Here is a 21325-nt window from a genome sequence, read left to right as displayed (position 1 = left end):
TCATCGCGAGCAGGCTCACTCCTACAGGGGGAACGCATTCCAAGTGTAGGAGTGAGCCTGCTCGCGATGGCGTCTACTCGGTCTGACTGAGTCAGTCGAGGGTCGAACCACTGACCGGCACACCACGTTCCGGGAAGAACAGGCGCTGCAGTTCGGTGCCTGGGCTTTCCGCGCGCATGAACGCTTCGCCGACCAGGAATGCGTAGACGTCGCTGATTTCCATCAGCTCGACATCGGCACGGTTGAGAATGCCGCTCTCGGTGATCACCAGGCGATCGCGCGGGATGCGCGGCAGCAGGTCGAGGGTGGTTTCCAGGCTGACGTCGAAGGTGTGCAGGTTACGGTTGTTGACCCCGACCAGTGGCGTGTCGAGAGTTTTCAATGCGCGTTCCAGCTCATCGCCATCGTGCACTTCAACCAGCACATCGAGACCGACGCCTTTGGCAACCGAGGCCAGCTCGGCCATTTTCACGTCGTCCAGTGCGGAGACGATCAACAGCACGCAGTCGGCGCCCAGCGCACGGGCTTCGACGATCTGGTACGGATCGATCATGAAGTCCTTGCGGATCACCGGCAATTTGCACGCGGCGCGGGCCTGTTGCAGGTAGAGATCAGCGCCCTGGAAGTAGTCGATATCGGTCAGCAAGGAAAGACAGGTCGCCCCGCCCTTCTCGTAGCTCTTGGCGATATCGGCAGGCACGAAGTTTTCGCGGATCACGCCTTTGCTCGGCGAAGCCTTTTTGATTTCGGCGATCACCGCCGGTTGCTTCGTCTTGGCCTGCGCCAGCAGGGCCTGGGCAAAACCACGGGGTGCATCGGCCGCCTTGGCCAGACTTTCCAGCTCGCTCAGGCTGACGCGAGCGCTGCGCTCGGCGACTTCCTGGACTTTGCGCGCCAGAATGTTTTCCAGAACCGTCGGTACACTCATCCCTCATTCTCCACTTTGAATACCGCGGTAAAGGCACCCAACTCCTCGAGTTTTTCCCGAGCAAGACCGGTGTGCAGAGCATCGTGCGCAAGTGCCACGCCTTCTTTGAGACTGGTCGCCAGGTCAGCCGCGTACAGCGCCGCACCGGCATTGAGCACAATCATTTCGGCAGCCTTCTGGCCGTTTTCGGTCTTGCGCTTGCCCAGTGCATCGCGGATCAGCGCCAGCGAAGCTTCCGGGCCTTCGACCGACAGACCGTGCAGGCTCTGGCTCTTCATGCCCAGATCTTCCGGCTCGACCCAATATTCGGTGATTTCGTTGTTCTTCAGCTCAGCCACAAAAGTCGGCGCGGCAAGACTGAACTCGTCCAGACCGTCCTTTGAATGCACCACCAGTACGTGCTTGCTGCCCAGGCGCTGCAAGACTTCGGCCAATGGCCGGCACAGCGCGGGCGTAAACACGCCCACCACCTGATGTTTCACACCGGCCGGATTCGTAAGCGGGCCGAGCATGTTGAACAGCGTACGCAGGCCGAGATCGCGGCGCGGGCCGGCGGCGTACTTCATGGCTTTGTGGTGAGTTTGGGCAAACATGAAACCGATGCCGACGTTGTCGATGCAACGGGCGACCTGTACCGGCGTCAGGTTCAGGTAGATGCCGGCGGCTTCCAGCAGGTCGGCGCTGCCGCTTTTGCCCGACACCGCACGGTTGCCGTGCTTGGCCACGGTGCAACCCGCCGCCGCGACGACGAACGCAGACGCCGTCGATACGTTGAAAATGTTTGCACCGTCACCGCCGGTGCCGACCACATCGACCACGCCGTCGAGGGTCTTGAGTTCGACCTGATCGGCCAGCTCACGCATCACGGAAACCGCGCCGACGATTTCGTCGATGCTCTCGCTCTTCATGCGCATCGCCATCATGAACGCGCCAATCTGCGCCTCGGTGCATTGACCGGTCATGATTTCGCGCATCACGTCGCGCATTTCTTCGGTGCTGAGGTCGAGGTGTTCGACGATACGGCTCAGGGCTGTCTTGATGTTCATGGGAGTCCTTAGCGCGTGCCGCCGGTTTGTTTGAGGAAGTTGGCAAACAGTTCATGGCCCTGTTCAGTCAGGATCGACTCAGGGTGGAACTGTACGCCCTCAATGTTCAGGGTCTTGTGACGCAAGCCCATGATTTCATCGACCGAGCCGTCGTCGTGCTGCGTCCACGCGGTCAGCTCCAGGCACTCGGGCAAAGTATCGTGTTTGACGATCAGCGAGTGGTAGCGGGTAACCGTCAGCGGATGATTCAGACCGGCAAAAACGCCCTTGTCCTCGTGGAATACCGGGCTAGTCTTACCGTGCATTACCTGACGGGCACGCACGACATCGCCGCCGAAGGCCTGACCGATGGACTGATGGCCCAGGCAGACGCCAAGGATCGGCAGTTTGCCGGCGAAATGTTTGATGGCTTCGATGGAGATGCCAGCTTCGGTCGGCGTGCACGGGCCTGGCGAGACCACGATGCGCTCCGGGTTGAGCGCTTCGATTTCAGCGATGGTCAGTTCGTCGTTGCGCACGACCTTGACCTCGGCACCCAGCTCGCCGAGGTATTGCACAACGTTGTAAGTAAAGGAGTCGTAGTTGTCGATCATCAGCAACATGGCGTTTCGAACCTCTTGAATTCTGACTTGAAGACAGCCTTCGAATGACTTGCCCGCAGGGCGCTGCACGATGTCGGACGCGCACAGGTGGCGTCGGCACAGCGGTATTTCAAACGGGCAAGGAAGGCAAAGCGATACAGATCCGGCCGGGCCGGCAGAAAAGATTCAGGCGCGCCAACGCCAACGGGCGTGTGCCTTGATGACTTGATCCAGAAGTTTGCTGACGATCAACACGGGGAAGGTCTCGTTCATACGTTCCGGCACAGTAACTTAGCTGGGCAGAGCGTGCAATATGGCGGGGCTGACGGGGAGCAAAACAACAGGGGTGTTCGCGACCGATGGCAAAAGGCCGGAAGTTTTTGGTACTGTCGTTTTGTTCACTACAACAATAAATAAACGGACTTGCTCATGATCAAACAGACGTTGTTTGTACCGCTCGCCGGTTGCCTGCTCGCCATGGCTTGCGCCCAGGCGTACGCAGCACCCGCGCCCTACTCCAACTTCATCGTGTTCGGCGACAGCCTGAACGATGCCGGGACCTTCAAGGACAGCGGCGGCCCGGCCGGCGCCACGCAACGCTACACCAACCGCACCGGCCCGCTGTACAAGGATGGCACTGGGGAAAACCGCGACCTCAACGCCACCCAGATCATCGGCGGCAAACTGGGTTTCAGCCCGGATCAGACCGCGTCGTCGTCATCGGCCGTGCGTGCCGGTGAAGGTCTGGCCGATGGCAACAACTGGGCGGTGGGCGGCTACCGTACCGACCAGATTCTCGACTCGATCACCACCCAGTCCGCCACCGGCGAACGCACCCGCAGCGGTTACCTGCCGTCGAACGGCTTCCGCGCCGACCCGAACGCGCTGTATTACCTGTCCGGCGGCGGCAACGATTTCCTTCAGGGGCGCGTACTCAGCCTTGATCAAGCCAGCGCCGCGGCCGATCGCCTGGCCGACAGCGCCCGCACGCTGCAAGGCGCCGGGGCCAAATACATCATGGTCTGGCTACTGCCGGACATCGGCCTGACCCCGGCGATCAACGGCTCGCCGCTGCAGGGTTTCACCTCCCAGCTCAGCGCGCAGTTCAACACCGAACTGGTCAGCCAGTTGCAGGGCATCAACGCTGAAATCATCCCGCTCAACATTCCAGTGTTGCTCAAGGAAGTGTTCGCCAACCCGGCGCAGTTCGGTCTCGCCACCGACCAGAACCTGACCGCCACCTGCTTCAGCGGCAACAGCTGCACCGAGAACGCCCGATACGGCATCAACAGCGCCACGCCGGATCCGACCAAGTTGATCTACAACGACTCGGTGCACCCGACCGAAGCCGGCCAGCGCCTGATTGCCGATTACGCCTACTCGCTGCTGGCCGCCCCTTGGGAGCTGACCCTGCTGCCGGAAATGGCCCAAGGTTCGTTGCGCGCGCATCAAGATGAACTGCGCAATCAATGGCTGGCCGACTGGGAAAACTGGCAGGGCATCGGTCAATGGCGGGCGATTGTCGCCGGTGGCGGCCAACATCAGGATTTCGACGGCCAGCACAGCGCAGCCAGTGCCGATGGCAATGGCTATAACCTGAACATCGGCGGCAGCTATCGCGTCAACGAAGCCTGGCGGGTCGGTCTGGCCGCGGGTCTCTACCACCAGAAACTCGAAGCCGGCGACGCTGACTCCGAATACAAACTCAACTCCTACATGGGCACCGCGTTCGCCCAGTACCAGCAAAATCGCTGGTGGGGCGACCTGGCGATGACCGCCGGCAAACTCGACTATGACAGCCTCAAGCGTAAATTCCAGCTCGGGGTCAACGAGCGCGGGGAGAAAGGCGACACCGACGGCTATGTACTGGCGATCAGCGGCCGCATCGGCTACGACATTGCGCAGCAGGCCAGCAGTCCGTGGCACCTGTCGCCGTTTGTCAGCGCCGACTTCGGCAAGACTGAAGTCGATGGTTATTCGGAAAAAGGCGCGGACGCCACAGCGCTGACCTTCGATGACCAGTCACGCAACTCGCGACGTCTGGGCCTGGGTATTCAAGGCAAGTACCAGATCACGGCGCAGACCGAAGTGTTCGGCGAATTCGCTCACGAGCGTGAGTACAACGACGACCGCCAGGATCTGACCATCAACCTCAACAGCCTGCCAGGTAATCGCTTTACCCTCGAAGGCTACGAGCCGCAGACCAACCTCAATCGCCTGAACCTGGGCGTGAGCCACAAGCTCACGCAGGATTTGGCGTTGCGCGCCAGCTACAACGTGCGCAAGGATGATGACTTCACCCAGCAAGGGGTGAACGTGGGGGTCAGTCTGGATTTCTGATCTGTAGGCATAAAAAACGCGGCGCCTGTGAGGGCGCCGCGTTTTTTTATGCCAGACCACAATCCAATGTGGGAGCGGGCTTGCTCGCGAAAGCGGTGTATCAATCGACATCAATGTTGAATGTCAGGCCGCATTCGCGAGCAAGCCCGCTCCCACCCGGGGGAATTGTGCGAACTCAGCTTTCCGGAGTCTGCTCAGCCAGGGCCACGGCACGGAACATTGCCCGGCGCTTGTTCAGGGTTTCTTCCCATTCCAGCGCCGGCACCGAGTCGGCCACAATGCCGCCACCGGCCTGCACGTGCAGTTCGCCGTTCTTGATCACCGCGGTACGAATCGCAATCGCGGTGTCCATGTTGCCGTTCCAGGCGAAGTAACCGACCGCACCGCCATACACGCCACGCTTGACCGGCTCCAATTCGTCGATGATTTCCATCGCACGGATCTTCGGTGCGCCAGACAAGGTGCCCGCCGGCAGAATCGCCCGCAGCGCGTCCATCGCGGTCAGCCCGGCCTTCAACTGGCCGGTGACGTTGGAGACGATGTGCATCACGTTGGAATAGCGTTCGATGACCATTTTCTCGGTGAGCTTCACCGAACCGATTTCCGAAACCCGGCCAGTGTCGTTACGACCGAGGTCGATCAGCATCAAGTGCTCGGCGATCTCTTTGTCGTCCGACAGCAGATCCTCTTCCAGCGCCAGATCCGCCTCTTCGGTAGCTCCGCGTGGACGAGTGCCGGCAATCGGGCGCACGGTGATCAGGTTGTCTTCGACCCGCACCAGCACTTCCGGCGAGCTGCCGACGACGTGGAAGTCGCCGAAGTTGAAGAAGTACATGTACGGCGTCGGGTTGAAGCAACGCAGGGCGCGGTACAGATCGATCGGCGCCGCCTTGAAGTCGATCGACATGCGCTGCGACGGCACGACCTGCATGCAGTCACCGGCCAGGATGTATTCCTTGATGGTGTCGACGGCTTTTTCGTAGTCGCTCTGGGTGAAACTGGAGCGAAACACCGGATCAGCCGCTTGTTGCTTGCTGAAATCCAGGCCACGGCGCGGGGTGATCGGCTGGCGCAGTTTCTCCAGCAGTTCCTGCAATTGCGCCTGCCCCTGCTCGTAAGCATCGGCTTGCGCCGGGTCAGCGAGGACAATCGCGTGCATCTTGCCGGCGAGGTTGTCGAACACCACCACCGCATCAGAGACCATCAGCAGAATGTCCGGCACGCCCAGTGGATCCGGGTTCGGGCATTTGCCCAGACGTTTCTCGACATAGCGCACGCAGTCGTAACCGAAGTAGCCGACCAGACCACCGTTGAAACGCGGCAGACCGGCGATGGTCGGCACGTTGTAGCGGGCCTTGAAGGTTTCGACGAAGGCCAGCGGGTCTTCGACGTCATGGCTTTCGGTCTCGACGCCATCGACGGTGATGCTCACGTGATGGTCGTGCACCCGCAACACGGTGCGGCACGGCAGGCCGATGATCGAATAACGGCCCCATTTCTCGCCACCCTGCACCGATTCGAGCAGATAGGAGTTGGGCTGGTCGGCCAGTTTCAGGTAGATCGACAGCGGCGTGTCGAAGTCGGCCAGGGTTTCGCAGGCCAACGGAATGCGGTTGTAGCCGTCAGCGGCCAGGCGCAGGAATTCTTCGCGGATCATGGGGTGCCTCGTGGTGTGAGGGGCAAATCTGTCAGGTGTGCAAACGCGCCGGCAAGCCGGCCAGGAATCAGTCAGGCGCGCCAACGCCAGCGGGCCAGGGCCTTGATGACTTTCATCCAGAGTTTGCGGGTGACCACCACGATGGCGTTTCCAGAAGGAGATTGAGAAGCGTCGGGCAACGTTATCTCAGCGGCAGTACCGAGGCAACCGGGAATTAGCTTGCGCAGATCGTCGATCACCAGTGCCGGGGATTCCTCGGCAATCGGCCGGCCATGGTTGTAGCCGTAGCTCAGCGCCACGCACTTGACCCCCGCCGCCTTCGCCGCCAGCACGTCGCTGCGCGAGTCGCCGACGAACAGCGATTGCGAGGCCGGGATATTGGCCATTTTCATCACGAAGAACAGCGCGGCCGGATCAGGCTTCTTCTGCGGCAGGGTGTCGCCGCCGATGATCCACTTGAAGTAGCGGCCGATCTTCATCTGATCCAGCAGCGGTGCGACGAAACGCTCCGGCTTGTTGGTGATCAGCGCCATGGCCACGCCCTGTTTGTGCAACCACTTGAGGGTGTCGCGCACGCCGGGATAGACCACGGTCAGCTCATGACTCGCGCCGTAGGCTTCCATGAACACTTCCAGCGCGTGCTCGGCCTCGACGTCGTCCACCGCCGAATGATCGATGCCACCGGCCAGCGCCCGGCGCACCAGCACCGGTGCGCCGTTGCCGACCCACTCGCGCACCGCCTCGATGCCGGCAGGCTTGCGGCCGAGGGAGAGCAGCATGGTGTCCACCGCGGCCGCCAGGTCGGGAACCGAGTCGATCAACGTGCCATCCAGATCGAACATCACCAACCGTGGCAGTTGCCCCGGGAACAGCTGCTCAAAACCGCTCATGGGCGCGCCAGCGCCAGTTCGGAACGCATCTTGTCGATGACTTCCTGATAGTTCGGCGCATTGAAGATCGCCGAACCGGCGACGAAGGTGTCCGCACCGGCCGCGGCGATTTCACGGATATTGTTGACGTTGACGCCGCCGTCGATTTCCAGACGGATGTCGCGGCCCGAGGCATCGATGATCGCCCGCGCTTCGCGCAGTTTATCGAGGGTACCGGGGATGAACTTCTGCCCGCCGAAGCCCGGGTTGACGCTCATCAGCAAGACCATGTCGACCTTGTCGATCACGTACTTGAGCACGTCCAGCGGGGTCGCCGGGTTGAACACCAGCCCGGATTTGCAGCCGCCTTCACGGATCAGTTGCAGCGAACGATCGACGTGCAGCGTGGCTTCCGGGTGGAAGGTGATGTAGGTCGCGCCGGCCTCGATGAAGTCGCCGACAATGCGATCCACCGGGCTGACCATCAGGTGCGCGTCGATCGGCGCGGTGATGCCGTATTTGCGCAATGCCGCGCAGACCATCGGGCCAATGGTCAGGTTCGGCACGTAGTGGTTGTCCATGACATCGAAGTGGACGAAGTCGGCACCGGCGGCCAGAACATTGTCCACTTCTTCGCCGAGGCGGGCGAAGTCGGCGGAGAGAATCGACGGAGCAATTACGAAGGGCTGCATGACGCACCTTTTCTGAGCTAAATCACGATGGCGCGCATTGTATACCTCAAGTTTCCGTGCGCGCACCGTGACCGCGATGATCAGTACGCCGCTCGGTAGATCTTCTCGATATCCGCAGCGCTGAGCTTGCGCGGGTTGTTGCGCATCAAACGCTCGATTCCCGCGGCCTCCACAGCCATGGCCGGGATCGCCTCTTGCGGCACACCGAAACTGCGCAGCCCGGCCGGAATTTCCACCGCCGCGCACAACTCGGTCATGGCCTGCACGGCTTTGTCCGCGGCCTCAGTGGCGCTCAGATGAGCGGTCTTCACCCCCATGGCCTCGGCGATATCCTGCATGCGCTCGACGCAGGCCATCTTGTTCCAGGTCATGACATACGGCAGCAACAACGCGTTACTGACGCCATGGGCAATGTTGAAACGCCCGCCCAACGGATAGGCCAACGCATGCACCGCGCCGACCCCGGCATTGCCGAACGCCATGCCGGCCATCAGGCTGGCGGTGGCCATGTCTTCACGGGCTTGCAGGTTGCCGCCATTGGCGTAGGCCTTGGGCAGCGCCCTGGCGATCAACTTGATTGCGCCGAGCGCCAGCGAGTCGGTGATCGGCGAAGCGTTGACCGACAGATAGGATTCGATGGCATGCACCAGCGCATCGACGCCACTGGCGGCGGTGACGCTGCGCGGGCAGGTCAGGGTCATTTGCGGACTGACCAGCGCCACGTCCGGCAGCAGATAATCGCTGACGATGCCTTTCTTCAGTTGCGCAACCTTGTCGGAGAGGATGGCGACGTTGGTCACTTCCGAGCCGGTGCCGGCGGTGGTCGGGATGGCGATCAGCGGCGGACCTTTGCGCGGTACCTGATCGACGCCGAACAGGTCTTCCAGCGCGCCGTGATAGCCGGCGTACGCGGCAACGCTCTTGGCGATGTCGATGGCACTGCCGCCGCCCAGGCCGATCAAGCCGTCGTGCCCGCCCTCGCAATACACGCGCATGCAATCTTCGACGATGGCGATTTCCGGGTCCGGCAGCACCCGGTCGAAAATCTCGTACTCGCGCCCGCCCAATTGGCACAGCGCCAGCTCCACGGTGCCGGACTTGACCAGCGCGGCGTCGGTGACGATCAGCGGGTTGTCGATATCCAGCCGCGTGAGTTCCGCCGCCAGTTGCTCGATGGCCCCGGCGCCGGTGATCAGTTTGTGAGCGATTTTGAACTGGGACAGACTCATCGTGCGCAGCCTCTTATAGATGTGGGAGCTGAGCACAAGCGTAGTCGAGGGTTTCGGGTTGTCTGGCATTCACCCCATGAATGAGACAAAACTTCGCATACAACACAAATCCCTTGTGGGAGGGGGGCTTGCTCCCGAAAGCGGTGGGTCAGTCGACATCTACTTCAACTGATCCACCGCTTTCGGGAGCAAGCCCCCTCCCACAGTTTTTATCGTGTACAGCTTCAGACTTGGGCAGTGCGAAGTTTTTCGCTGCGACCGCGCAGCCATTCGAGGGTTAACAGCAGGACGACGGAGAAGGCGATCAACAAAGTTGCCGCAGCAGCAATCGTCGGACTGAGGTTCTCGCGAATCCCGCTGAACATCTGCCGTGGCAGCGTCGCTTGCTCGGGGCCGGCGAGGAACAGCGTCACCACCACTTCATCGAACGATGTGGCGAAAGCAAACAACGCCCCGGAAATCACTCCCGGCGCAATCAGCGGCAGGGTCACCCGGCGGAACGTGGTCAACGGCGATGCGCCGAGGCTGGCCGCCGCCCGCACCAGATTCTGATTGAAACCCTGCAACGTCGCCGACACGGTGATGATCACGAACGGCACACCCAGCACCGCGTGCACCACGATCAGCGAGAAGAAGCTGTTGCCCAGACCCAGCGGCGCGAAGAACAGATAACTCGCCACACCAATGATCACCACCGGCACCACCATCGGCGAAATCACCAGCGCCATCACCAACGCCTTGCCGGGGAAATCGCCACGGGTCAGGCCAATGGCGGCCAGGGTGCCGAAGACCATCGCCAGCACGGTCGCCGCAGGAGCGACGATGATGCTGTTCTTCAGCGAGCGCATCCATTCCGCCGAAGCGAAGAAGTCCTGATACCAGTGCAGGGAGAAGCCCTGCAGTGGGTACACCAGAAAACTGCCGGAGTTGAACGACAGCGGCACGATCACCAGCACCGGCAGAATCAGGAACAGCAGGATCAGGCCGCAGAGAATCCGCAAGCTGTAGAACCACACCCGTTCGATGGGCGACATGTAAGGACTCAGCATTTCAAATTCCCCTTAGCTCAGGCGCAGGCGACTGGCGCCCACCAGCCAGCTGTAGATCAGATAAAGCACCACGGTCGCCAGCAGCAACAGGCCGCCCAGCGCAGTGGCCATGCCCCAGTTGATGCTGGTGTTGGTGTAGAACGCGACGAAGTAACTGACCATTTGATCGTTCGGGCTGCCAAGCAGCGCCGGGGTGATGTAGTAGCCGATGGCGAGGATGAACACCAACAGGCAACCGGCGCCGACGCCGGCATAGGTCTGCGGGAAATACACCCGCCAGAAACTGGCGAACGGATGGCAGCCCAGCGAGATCGCGGCGCGCATGTAGGTCGGCGAGATGCCTTTCATCACGCTGTAGATCGGCAGAATCATGAACGGCAGCAGAATGTGCACCATCGAGATGTAGACCCCGGTGCGGTTGAACACCAACTCCAGCGGCTTATCGATGATGCCCATGGCCATCAGCGCGCTGTTGATCAGCCCGCCCGACTGCAGCAACACGATCCACGCCGCGACCCGCACCAGAATCGAAGTCCAGAACGGCAGCAGCACCAGAATCATCAGCAGGTTGCTCTGCCGCGAGGGCAGGTTTGCCAGCAGGTAGGCCAGTGGATAGGCGAGGAACAGGCAGATCACGGTGATGACCAGCCCCATCCAGAAAGTCCGGGCAAAAATGTCGAGGTAGATCGCCTGATCCGGGGTGGCCGGCGCCACTTCACCAAGGTCGTCGATGCGGTGATCGACTGCCGCCAGCAGGTAGTAAGGCGTGATGTTGCTGGTGTTGCGGCGCACCGCTTGCCAGTAGGCCGGATCGCCCCAACGCTCGTCGAGCGCTTCGAGGGCTTCTTTATAGGAGGCCGGCTCGCTGGCGAAAGGCAGCGCGCGGGCGGTTTTGGTCAGCAGGCTGCGATAGCCGGCCAACTCCATGTTCAAGCGCTTGGACAGATCGCCCAAGGTCTGGTTTTTGCGGGCTTCGGCGAGGTCTTCACCGGCGGCTTTATAAACCGGTTCGGCGGGCAGGCCGCGGCCGTCCCAACTGGCGATGGCCGCCACGGTGCGCGGCATGCCGCCGACCACTTCCGGGTTGCCGACGCTTTTATAGAGCAGCGCCACAATCGGCACCAGGAACACCAGCAACAGAAACAGCACCAGCGGCGCAATCAACGCCTGAGCCTTCCAGCGGTTGACCCGCTCGGCGCGCTTGAGCTTCTGCTTCAAGGTGGGGCTGGTGCCCTCGTTCAGGGGAACGGCGATGGCCATGACGTACTCCGCAAATCTTTGATCGTTACAGAGGTGGCGAACCACCTCTGTTGTGTTGAAACACCATGCCTGATGATGGCGATTCCCTGTGGCGAGCGAGCTTGCTCGCGCTGGGCTGCGAAGCGGCCCCAAAATTGTGTGGGCAGTGCCAATTTTGTGAGTGCTGCGCACTGGTGCGCCAGCCCGGTCAAGCGGGAGCAAGCTCCCTCGCCACAGGAGCCCTCATAGTGGGAGCGATGGTTACTTCGCAGCCCAGGAATTGAAGCGCTGCTCCAGTTGCTCACCGTTGTCAGCCCAGAAGCTGACGTCGATCTGCACCTGGTTGGCGATGTTCTCCGGGGTGGTCGGCATGTCTTTCAGTACGTCCTTGCTCAGCAGCGGTACCGCTTGCGTGTTGGCCGGGCCGTAGGCGATGTTTTCCGAGTAGGTCTTCTGTTGCTGCGGCTGAACCGAGTAGGCAATGAACTTCTTCGCAGCATCGGCGCGGGTCTTGTCCAGACCTTTCGGGATGGCCCACGCGTCGAAGTCGTAGATGCCGCCGTTCCAGACGACCTTGAGGTTGGATTCTTTCTGCACGGCCGCGATGCGACCGTTGTAGGCCGAGCTCATGACCACGTCACCGGAAGCGAGGTATTGCGGCGGTTGGGCGCCCGCCTCCCACCACTGGATGTAAGGCTTGAGTTCGTCGAGTTTCTTGAAGGCGCGATCCTGACCGTCCTTGCCGGCCAATACTTTGTAAACGTCTTTTGGTGCAACACCGTCAGCCATCAACGCGAATTCCAGAGTGTACTTGGCGCCTTTACGCAGGCCGCGCTTACCCGGGAATTTCTTGGTGTCCCAGAAATCTGCCCAACTGGCGGGTGGCGCTTTGAGCTTGTCGGCGTTGTATGCCAGCACGGTCGACCAGACGAAGAAGCCCACGCCGCACGGCTGGATCGCGCCTTTTACATAGTCTTCGGTCTTGCCGAACAGCGCCGGGTCGAGTTGTTCGAACATGTCTTCATCACAACCACGGGCCAGCTCCGGGGATTCAACTTCCACCAGATCCCAAGACACACTCTTGGTATCGACCATGGCTTTGACCTTGGCCATTTCACCGTTGTACTCGCCAGCAACGATCTTGCCGTTGCCCGCCGCCTGCCACGGTGCGTAGAACGCTTTTTCCTGGGCGGCCTTGTTCGCCCCGCCAAACGACACCACAGTCAGATCAGGGCCGGCGGCCATCGCGTGTGCCGCACCCATCAGGCCCAGGGTCAGGGCTGTCAACTTCAGGGATCTCAACATTTATTGTTCTCTCCACGTGCAGGGTTGGTGTTGGTATTGCGGGGGCGATCAGTTCGCCTCTAACAGCGGGTCGAGCGCACGAACGTGCTCGACCTGCCAGCCAAGCGGAACCACGTCGCCGACCGCGAGCGCTGGATCGAGCTCGGCAATCGGCTGTTTCACGAAGAAGTCGGTCTTGCCGCAGACTTCCAGGCGCACCCGGACGTGGTCGCCCAGATAGATGAATTCCGCCACCCTCCCTGAGAAGCGGTTGACGCATTGGTCGCTCGAACCGTTGAGGCTCACGCGCTCCGGGCGAATCGACAGGGTCACGGGTTCGCCGGTCTGGCCGACGTTGACCGCCAGCGCCTCGACCTTCTCGCCACGGCCCAGCTCGACCACGCAGCGCTCGCCGCTCTGACTGAGCAGACGGCCGTTGAGGCGGTTGTTCTCGCCGATGAAGTTGGCGACGAAGGTGTTTTTCGGCTCTTCGTAGAGGGTGCGCGGCGGGGCGATCTGCTGGATTTCGCCCTGATGGAACACGGCGACGCGGTCGGACATGGTCAGGGCTTCACCCTGGTCGTGGGTCACGTAGACCACGGTCACGCCGAGGCGCTGGTGCAGGTGCTTGATCTCCATCTGCATGTGTTCGCGCAGTTGTTTGTCGAGTGCGCCGAGCGGTTCGTCCATCAGCACCAATTGCGGTTCGAACACCAGCGCCCGGGCCAGCGCCACACGCTGCTGCTGACCGCCAGACAGTTGCGCCGGATAACGCGAAGCGAACGCGTCGAGCTGGACCATGCTCAGGACTTTCTTGACCTTGTCGCTGACGTCACTCTTGTTCAAGCCACGGACGGTCAGCGGGAAGGCCAGGTTCTCGGCCACGGTCATGTGCGGGAACAGCGCGTAGTTCTGGAACACCATGCCGATGTCGCGCTTGTGCGGCGGCACGTTGTTGATCGCACGGCCGGCCAGGAGGATTTCACCGGCGGTCGGGGTTTCGAACCCGGCGAGCATCATCAGGCTGGTGGTCTTGCCCGAGCCGGACGGCCCCAGCAAGGTCAGGAACTCGCCCTTGCGAATGTCCAGGTTGAGGTCTTTGACGATCAGGTTCTCGCCGTCGTAGCTCTTCTGCACTCCACGAAAGCTGACCAGCACGTCACTGGCCCCTGCGTTTGAATCGACCTGGCTCATACCCACACCTTTGTTATTGGTAACTGCTGTGGAACAAGCCTAGTGGCTGGCGCCAGTCACGCAAATCGGGGCGCAGGAGAGAATCGCCTCAGCCGGATGGAAGGTTGGGGGTAGGGATTGCCCTACAAGGATGGCGCGTTTTGGCAAGCGCGGCGGAATCGACAAGCGGCGAGCCGCAAGAACAGGCAAAAGCGCCTGTCGCTAATGGATATGCCCACAATTTCGGGCGCTATGAAGATCCCCTGTAGGAGTGAGCCTGCTCGCGATAGCGGTGGCTCAGTCACTGAAGTGTTGCCTGACAGAACGCTATCGCGAGCAGGCTCACTCCTACAGTTTTAACTGCGGTGTGCTTAGAGGAGTTTATGTTCCATCGCGTATTTCACCAGCTCGGCCAGCGAGGTGATGTTGAGCTTCTGCATCAGCCGCGCCTTATGGGTGCTGATGGTCTTGCTGCTCAGGGCCAGTTGCTGGGCGATGTCGTTGACGTTGGCGCCTTGGGCCAGGCGCTCGAACACCGAGAACTCGCGTTCGGACAACAGCGAATGCAACGGACGCGTGTCAGTCAGGCCGACCTCGAAGACCATCCGGTCGGCCAGCTCCGGGTCGATGTAACGCCCGCCGGCCGCGACCTTGCGAATCGCCGTCAGCAACAGCGCCGGATCACTGTCCTTGGTCGCATAGCCAGCGGCGCCAACCTTCAGCGCACGGGCAGCCATTTGTGCTTCGTCGTGCATCGACAACACCAGAATCGCCGGCGGATTGTTCAGCGCGCGAATCCGCGGAATCGCTTCCAGTCCATTGACCCCGGGCATCGAGATGTCCAGCAACACCACTTCACATGGCACGCTGCGCAGCGTTTCGAGGAGTTGTTCGCCATTACTCGCCTCCCCCACCACTTGCAGATCCTTGGCCAGGCCGATCAATTGCTTGATGCCTTCACGGACGATGGTGTGGTCTTCGGCTACCAATACACGGATCAAGTTTTTCTCCAGATTTCAGGTACACACCAAACCCTGTGGGAGCGAGCCTGCTCGCGATAGCGTCAGCTCAAACACCACAAACCTTCAGACCTCACTCACCGGCACCCACACATGCAGACTGGTGCCCTCCCCCGGCTCACTCTCAAGTTGCAAGCGCCCGCCCATGATCAGCACCCGCTCGCGGATGCCGACCAGGCCAAAGGACGTCGGCCGATCCGCAGTGGCGACAAAGCCTACGCCATCATCGCTGACCGTCAGACACAACTCATCGCCCTCCAGCACCAGCGTCAGCTCCACAGTATGCGCCTGGGCATGGCGCATGACGTTGGTCAGCGCCTCCTGCAGGATACGGAACAGGCCAATGGCCTTGGCATCGCTGAGCGCCGGCAGATTGTCCGGCACCTGCACCAGACACGGAATCTGCGTACGCGCCTCGAACCGCCGCGCCTGCCACTCGATCGCCGAGGCGATCCCGGCATCGAGGATCGGCGGGCGCAGCGCCGTCGCCACATCGCGCACCAACTGGAACAACTGGGCGATCAGGCGTTTCATGCTGTTCAAGCGCTCGTTCAGCCCCGGGTCGAGCTGCGCATAGGCCAGCTCGCACATCGAGGTTTCCAGTTTCAGAACCGTGAGCATCTGCCCCAGCTCATCGTGCACTTCCCGGGCGATCCGCGCCTTCTCTTCTTCGCGCACGCTTTCCAGGTGCGCCGACAATTCGCGCAGTTGCTCGCGGGACGCGGCCAGCTCCAGTTCAATGCGCTTGCTTTCGCTGATGTCCCAGACGATGCCGTCCCAGACATAAGCGCCATCCTCCAGTTGGCGGGTGATCGCCTTGATCTCGGCCCAGCGCTGTTCGCCCTGGCGAGTGAGGATGCGGCCCTGCCACGACCAGTCACTGTCGGTGTCCAGCGCCTGATCCTGGGTCTGGTGGTAACTGGCCCTGTCGTCGGGATGCACCAGACTGCGCAAGCCCATGTCACGGTGCGCGATGGCGGCCGGCGCGTAACCGACCAGGCTCTCGCTGCCCTCACTGATGTAGGCGAAATCGATCTGCCCGGTTACCGCCGCCCGCTCCAGGCGGAACACCAGCCCCGGTACGTTGGCGGCAATGCCTTGCAAGCGCGCTTCACTTTCCTGCAACGCAGCCAGTGCTCGGCGACGCTCGGTGACGTCGGTGAGATAAACCACCAGATACTCACTGTCGCGAAAGCGCAGAAAACTCAGCGAGACGTCCGCCGGCAGGATGCTGCCATCAGCGCGCACGCAACTGGTTTCAAAGCTCAGCGGCCCTTCTTCACTGGCCCGCGCGCGTTTCCACAGGTTGAGCCAGCGGTCCATGTGCAGACCGGGTTCGAAGTCGATCAGCGGCCGTTCGATCAGCGCACCCTGTGGATAACCGAGCATGTGTTCCGCCGCGCGGTTCGCGTAGCGCACATGGCTGTCCCAGTTGACCCAGAGAATGCCGACGGTGCTTTGATCGATGGAAAACTGGGTCAGGCGCAAGGCTTCTTCACTGGCCGCGCGCAGGGCAATATCTTCCCGGGCCGTCAGCAGGCGCTGTTCGAGGCTATGTTGCTGGCGTCGCTGCCAGACCACGATGGCCACACAACTGAGCAGCAAAACGGCAAACAGCAGACTGAGGTTCTGCCAGAACCCCGGCGATTCGGTGAGCCGCGGGTACTTGGGTTGCAGCCATTGGTTGTGCAGGCGCTCCAGATCCTTGGCCGGGATCGCCCGCAAGGCACTTTCGATAATCCCGGCCAACTGTGGCCAGTCCCGCCGCGAGGCGACTCGCAACAGCTGCGGCAAGCCGATATCGCCGACCACCACCAGCCCGGCGAACTCCGGCTCGGCGGACAATCGCCCGAGTTGCGCTTCGTCCACCACGGCGTAGGACGCTTGCTGAGTCAACAACAGTTGCAACGCCTGACGTTCCAGCGGCACGCCTTGCAGATTCAGGTGCGGATAATTGCTGCGCAAATAATCGGCGGTAACGCTGGGCATGCGCACGGCGACGCGGGACAGGCTGTCGAGCTTTTCCAGCTCGACCACGCCGCCGCTCTTCTGGTCGCTGACCACCAGTTGCGGCACACGCATGTAAGGATCGGAAAACAGCCACAGGCGCAGTGCCTCCGGGGTCTGGGTCAGGCCCGGGGCGATGTCGATTTCACCTTCGCGAGCGGCCTCCTCCAGTTGTGTCAGATCCTGAAAATTGCGCCAGCTCAGATCGACATTCAGGGTTTTGGCCAGTGACTTCATCAATTCGACATTGGCCCCGGACAAGCGCTGCAGACGCCGGTCGTACTGTGCGTACGGTGCCTGCAAGACCAGACCGACGCGCAGCTCTCGGTGCTGCGCCAGCCATTGCTGCTCGCCGGGCGTCAACAGCGCCGCGTGCGCCGCCGGCGCAGACGCCGCCCAGCCCATCAAGGGAAAACACAACCAGCCGATAACCCACAGGCAGCAAAAACGCATCATTGAAGTCTCGTACACTGACAAATTCTGACCAACCCATTAGGCTGCCGGGATACTTTTCTGGCCTGGAATAACCGATGCCCTCTGTCTACCGCCTGGCAATGCCAGCATTGTGCCTGTCGCTGATCCTGCCTTGTGCGTTTTCCGTCGAAGCCGCCGATCCGGCGCCCGCCTCCACCGCCGAGCAACCGGCTACCGAAAAACCGGCCGAACGCCAGCCACTGCTTGAGCGTAGTCAGGAAGAAGCCGCGGCACTCGAACGCAAAGTCCCGGCGCAAGAACAGCAGCAACTGCAGGCTGGCGCCGACACTTTCCTCGCCCTGTGGAAACCGGCCAACACCGCCGACCCGAAAGGTGCGGTGATTATCGTGCCGGGCGCCGGCGAAACCGCTGACTGGCCGCAAGTGATCGGCCCGCTGCGCAACAAATTGCCCGACGTCGAGTGGAGCAGCCTGAGCATCACCCTGCCGGATCTGCAAAGCGATGTCATCGCCCCGCGGGTGATTGCGCCCGCCGCCGCGCCGAAAGCCCCGGAAAGTGGCAGCAAGGATTCCACCACCGCGCAACCGATCGAACAGGCGGCGGGCGGTGAAGCGGAAGTGGCGGATCAGGTGGTTGCCGAAACGACTGAAGAACAGTCCAAGGCGGATGCCGAGCGCATCTTCGCGCGGATCGACGCGGCGATTGCCTACGCTGAGCAACAAAGCGCACGCCGGGTCGTCGTCCTCGGTCACGGCACGGGCGCGTACTGGGCAGCGCGTTTTCTCAGCGAGCGACAGAGTTCGCAGGTCGAGAAGCTGGTGATGGTCGATGCGCAAACGCCAAGCAAGGCCAAGCCGCCACTGGCCGAGCTGACGCCGACCCTGAAGTTGCCGACGGCGGATATTTTCTACATGGACAAGGCGCTGGATCGCACCGCGGCGCTGGAACGCATGCAGGCCAGCAAGCGCTTGAAGACTTCAGCATTCAGCCAGGTGGCACTCAAGGCGTTGCCGGATAAAAAGGCTGAGCAGGAACAGGTGTTCCGGCGGGTGCGTGGCTGGTTGAATCCGCAGAAGGCTGACTGATAGACCGAGTCGCCCCATTCGCGAGCAAGCCCGCTCCTACAGGTGATCGCATTCCACCTGGAGGAATTCGATCACATGTAGGAGTGAGCCTGCTCGCGAAGAGGCCCTCATCAACAACTCAACTCTAGCGATCAGCGAAAATCCCGTCGCGCCCGAATCAACGTAAACGCGTTGTGCAGCTCGCGGGTTTTCTCGGTCGCGTCACGCACCTGCTCCGGCGTTGCGCCGCTGCCGGCGATCTTGTCCGGGTGATGACGGCTGAGCAGTCGTCGATAGGCGCGCTTGATCTGCGCCGGCTCGCTGGTCGCCGACACGCCGAGCAGGCGCATCGCTTCCTGATAACTCATCGCAGCACTGACAATCGGCCGTTTGTTCGGCTCGTAATCATTGGCCAGCGCCTGGATCTGGTGCGTTGTCCACCCCAGCCACTTGCCCCACTGCGCCAATAATTCACGCTCACTGACGCCCGCGCGGCCGTCGGCCCAGACCATCCGCCAGCAGGCGCGCAACACGCCTTCGGCAGCATGCGGCTGAGCACTCAGGCGACGCAGATAACCGCGCAGGCGGTCGCCGCCGGACTTGCCGCGATTGAACGCGGCAATCGCCCGCCGCCGCGCCGGTTCGCTCATTTCCAGGGCGTTCATTTCATGGCGCGCCTGCTGGATATGACCGTCCGTCACCCGCCCGTCACTCTTGGCCAGACGCCCGAGCAACACGAACAGCAATTCGTCGTTGCGCAACATCGGCCGGCCGCCGAGTTTTTCCCGCAAGTGTCCCCAGCTCTGCAAGTGCAGACGCCGATCCAGCGCCTGTCCCAACAATGCCCCAAGCATGGCCCCCGGAATGCTGGCAATCGCAAAACCTGCTCCGGCTCCAATCAGAGTCCCTGGCCACAACATATCAACGACTCGCTTCTATCAATGCTTCAGCTTCGGCCAGACGCTCATGCGTACCGACATCCACCCAATGGCCTTTCAGACGCTCGCCCGTGACCTGTCCATCGGCCATGGCTTTGCGCAGCAATGGTGCGAGCTTGAACGCGCCGTCCGCGCAGCCATCGAACAACTGCGGATGGAGCACGGCGATGCCGCTGTAGGTCAGGGTTTGCGCACCCGCCTGGCCATCGCTCACCCGACCGTCAGTCAGGGTGAAATCGCCCGTCGGATGATGGGCCGGGTTGTCCGCCAGTACGAGATGCGCCAGACCATTGATCGGTTGATGCAGCACGCTGAAGTCGTAATCGGTCCAGATGTCACCGTTGACCACCAAGAACGCGTCGTCACCGAGCAATGGCAAGGCGCGGAAAATCCCGCCGCCGGTTTCCAGCGGCTCACCTTCCGGCGAGTACTGGATGCTCACGCCGAACTGCGAACCGTCGCCCAGATAATCCTCGATCTGCTGACCGAGCCATGCATGGTTGATCACGATCTCGCTGAAACCGGCCGCTGCCAGCGCGCGCAGGTGATATTCGATCAACGGTACGCCGCCGGCACGCACCAGCGGTTTGGGGGTGGTCAGGGTCAGCGGGCGCATGCGCTCGCCCTTGCCTGCCGCCAGAATCATGGCCTTCATGCAGTCACTCCGCCACGCAGACTGGCGAGCAACGCCTGCAGGTCCGCCAGTTCCGGACGACGAGCGATCACCGCTTCTATATAGGCGAAGAAACGCGGCACGTCGGCCAGATAGCGCGGCTTGCCATCGCGATGGCAGATGCGGGCGAAGATGCCGATGACTTTCAGGTGACGCTGTACGCCCATCAGGTCGCTGGCGCGCAGGAAGTCCTCGAAATCGGCCTGCACCGGGATGTTCAGCGCAGCGGCTTGCTGCCAGTAACTTTCCAGCCAGCCACGCACACGCTCTTCAGGCCAACTGAGGAAGGCATCCTTGAACAGGCAGGTGACGTCGTAGGTGACCGGGCCGTAGACCGCGTCCTGAAAGTCGAGCACACCGGGATTCGGCGCGCTGAGCATCAGATTGCGCGGCATGTAGTCGCGGTGCACCAACACTTTCGGCTGGGCCAGAGCGCTGTCGATCAGCAGATCGCTGACGGCTTGCCACTGTTGCTGCTGTGCTGCATCAAACTCGATGCCGAGTTCGCGCTTCACGTACCACTCGGGGAACAGTTCCAGTTCGCGGCGCAGCAGTGCCACGTCGTAACTCGGCAGTGGTGCGACCATCGGCAATTGCTGAAAAGCCAGCAGAGATTGCAAGGCATCGCTGAACAAAGCGTCGGCATTTTCACTGTCGATTACGTCGAGATAGGTCTTGTTGCCCAGGTCATTGAGCAAAAGAAATCCGCGTTCGAGGTCTTCTGCATAAATTTTCGGCACGTTAATTCCGGATTTCGCCAGCAAAAAGGCGATATCCACGAACGGTTTGCAGTTTTCCTGGGGTGGCGGAGCATCCATCACGACGAAGCTGCGGCCCGCTCCTTCCCAACGGAAATACCGCCGGAAACTCGCGTCGCTGCTGGCCGCGGTCAACGTGGCCGGGGGTACGGCGCCCCAGCCCTGATCTGCAAAAAGAATTGCCAACTGTTCATCGAGCCAAACTTTCAGGTGTTGCAAGCGTACATCTTGGTCAGGCATTGCAAGGGTCTCCGACGGCGCTAGCCGTCAAGCGGGTCATGCTTTATTATCCAGCATCTTTTTCAGACCATCGAGAGGCGTGCGGCCCACACCGCGGGCAGATG

18 protein-coding genes are annotated in these 21325 nt (G+C 61.5%); 2 read left to right on the top strand and 16 right to left on the bottom strand.

From position 1 onward, the window contains the following. Nucleotides 1-91: 91 nt before the first annotated feature. From trpC to LCH64_RS18955, 3 genes are read right to left on the bottom strand one after another with little or no spacing between them, the layout of a single operon-like run. On the bottom strand, nucleotides 92-928 hold the full coding sequence (gene trpC, locus LCH64_RS18965; protein WP_226500986.1) for an indole-3-glycerol phosphate synthase TrpC: 837 nt from the start codon (nucleotides 926-928) through the stop codon (nucleotides 92-94). Then, a complete protein-coding gene (trpD, locus tag LCH64_RS18960) occupies nucleotides 925-1974 on the bottom strand; it encodes an anthranilate phosphoribosyltransferase (RefSeq protein WP_003228800.1) in 1050 nt (349 codons plus the stop codon). The genes trpC and trpD overlap by 4 nt, the downstream gene beginning before the upstream one ends. A gap of 8 nt (nucleotides 1975-1982) precedes the next feature. Then, on the bottom strand, nucleotides 1983-2576 hold the full coding sequence (locus LCH64_RS18955; protein ID WP_003228801.1) for an aminodeoxychorismate/anthranilate synthase component II: 594 nt from the start codon (nucleotides 2574-2576) through the stop codon (nucleotides 1983-1985). A gap of 408 nt (nucleotides 2577-2984) precedes the next feature. On the opposite strand from LCH64_RS18955, the gene estP reads away from it, so the two are divergent. Next, on the top strand, nucleotides 2985-4895 hold the full coding sequence (gene estP / locus LCH64_RS18950; RefSeq protein WP_226500985.1) for an esterase EstP: 1911 nt from the start codon (nucleotides 2985-2987) through the stop codon (nucleotides 4893-4895). Nucleotides 4896-5070: 175 nt separating this feature from the next. Here estP and trpE read toward each other — a convergent pair whose 3' ends face one another. The 10 genes from trpE to LCH64_RS18900 all read right to left on the bottom strand — a co-directional run bounded on the left by trpE (nucleotide 5071) and on the right by LCH64_RS18900 (nucleotide 17569). Then, nucleotides 5071-6552: an anthranilate synthase component I gene (gene trpE, locus LCH64_RS18945; protein ID WP_003228804.1), complete on the bottom strand. Its 1482-nt coding sequence runs from the start codon at nucleotides 6550-6552 to the stop codon at nucleotides 5071-5073. Between the two features lie 71 nt (nucleotides 6553-6623). Next, on the bottom strand, nucleotides 6624-7442 hold the full coding sequence (locus LCH64_RS18940) for a phosphoglycolate phosphatase (protein ID WP_226500984.1): 819 nt from the start codon (nucleotides 7440-7442) through the stop codon (nucleotides 6624-6626). Continuing rightward, nucleotides 7439-8113 (bottom strand): ribulose-phosphate 3-epimerase, encoded by a 675-nt coding sequence (rpe, locus tag LCH64_RS18935; protein ID WP_003228808.1) that lies wholly within the window; start codon nucleotides 8111-8113, stop codon nucleotides 7439-7441. Before rpe ends, LCH64_RS18940 begins: the two co-directional genes overlap by 4 nt. An 80-nt stretch (nucleotides 8114-8193) precedes the next feature. Further along, nucleotides 8194-9342 carry an iron-containing alcohol dehydrogenase gene (locus tag LCH64_RS18930; RefSeq protein ID WP_226500983.1) on the bottom strand — a complete coding sequence of 383 codons (1149 nt, stop codon included), beginning with the start codon at nucleotides 9340-9342 and terminating at the stop codon, nucleotides 8194-8196. A gap of 224 nt (nucleotides 9343-9566) precedes the next feature. Beyond that, on the bottom strand, nucleotides 9567-10391 hold the full coding sequence (locus LCH64_RS18925) for an ABC transporter permease (protein ID WP_103520816.1): 825 nt from the start codon (nucleotides 10389-10391) through the stop codon (nucleotides 9567-9569). A 12-nt stretch (nucleotides 10392-10403) separates the two neighbouring features. Continuing rightward, nucleotides 10404-11651 carry an ABC transporter permease gene (locus LCH64_RS18920; protein ID WP_003228813.1) on the bottom strand — a complete coding sequence of 416 codons (1248 nt, stop codon included), beginning with the start codon at nucleotides 11649-11651 and terminating at the stop codon, nucleotides 10404-10406. Nucleotides 11652-11891: 240 nt separating this feature from the next. Then, nucleotides 11892-12935: an ABC transporter substrate-binding protein gene (locus tag LCH64_RS18915; protein ID WP_103485889.1), complete on the bottom strand. Its 1044-nt coding sequence runs from the start codon at nucleotides 12933-12935 to the stop codon at nucleotides 11892-11894. A gap of 48 nt (nucleotides 12936-12983) precedes the next feature. Next, a complete protein-coding gene (locus LCH64_RS18910) occupies nucleotides 12984-14108 on the bottom strand; it encodes an ABC transporter ATP-binding protein (protein ID WP_108591995.1) in 1125 nt (374 codons plus the stop codon). Between the two features lie 350 nt (nucleotides 14109-14458). After that, nucleotides 14459-15088, bottom strand: coding sequence for a response regulator transcription factor (locus LCH64_RS18905; protein WP_003228820.1), 630 nt, complete (start codon nucleotides 15086-15088; stop codon nucleotides 14459-14461). Between the two features lie 84 nt (nucleotides 15089-15172). After that, complete coding sequence (locus LCH64_RS18900; RefSeq protein WP_226500982.1) at nucleotides 15173-17569, bottom strand: sensor histidine kinase; 2397 nt, start codon at nucleotides 17567-17569, stop codon at nucleotides 15173-15175. Between the two features lie 74 nt (nucleotides 17570-17643). On the opposite strand from LCH64_RS18900, the gene LCH64_RS18895 reads away from it, so the two are divergent. Beyond that, nucleotides 17644-18633, top strand: a complete 990-nt coding sequence (locus LCH64_RS18895) for an alpha/beta hydrolase family protein (protein ID WP_226500981.1) — start codon at nucleotides 17644-17646, stop codon at nucleotides 18631-18633. A 131-nt stretch (nucleotides 18634-18764) separates the two neighbouring features. Here LCH64_RS18895 and LCH64_RS18890 read toward each other — a convergent pair whose 3' ends face one another. Genes LCH64_RS18890 through LCH64_RS18880 form a run of 3 tightly spaced genes read right to left on the bottom strand, consistent with a single transcriptional unit; the run spans nucleotide 18765 to nucleotide 21221 of the window. Beyond that, nucleotides 18765-19532 carry a TerB family tellurite resistance protein gene (locus tag LCH64_RS18890; RefSeq protein WP_226500980.1) on the bottom strand — a complete coding sequence of 256 codons (768 nt, stop codon included), beginning with the start codon at nucleotides 19530-19532 and terminating at the stop codon, nucleotides 18765-18767. Between the two features lies 1 nt (nucleotide 19533). After that, a complete protein-coding gene (gene murU, locus LCH64_RS18885; RefSeq protein WP_201136429.1) occupies nucleotides 19534-20205 on the bottom strand; it encodes an N-acetylmuramate alpha-1-phosphate uridylyltransferase MurU in 672 nt (223 codons plus the stop codon). Then, nucleotides 20202-21221, bottom strand: a complete 1020-nt coding sequence (locus LCH64_RS18880; RefSeq protein ID WP_226500979.1) for a phosphotransferase — start codon at nucleotides 21219-21221, stop codon at nucleotides 20202-20204. Before LCH64_RS18880 ends, murU begins: the two co-directional genes overlap by 4 nt. Nucleotides 21222-21325 lie beyond the last annotated feature (104 nt).

Source organism: Pseudomonas sp. MWU16-30322 (assembly GCF_020515535.1).
GTDB lineage: Bacteria > Pseudomonadota > Gammaproteobacteria > Pseudomonadales > Pseudomonadaceae > Aquipseudomonas > Aquipseudomonas fluorescens_H.
This window is presented reverse-complemented; position numbering and strand designations above follow the sequence as displayed.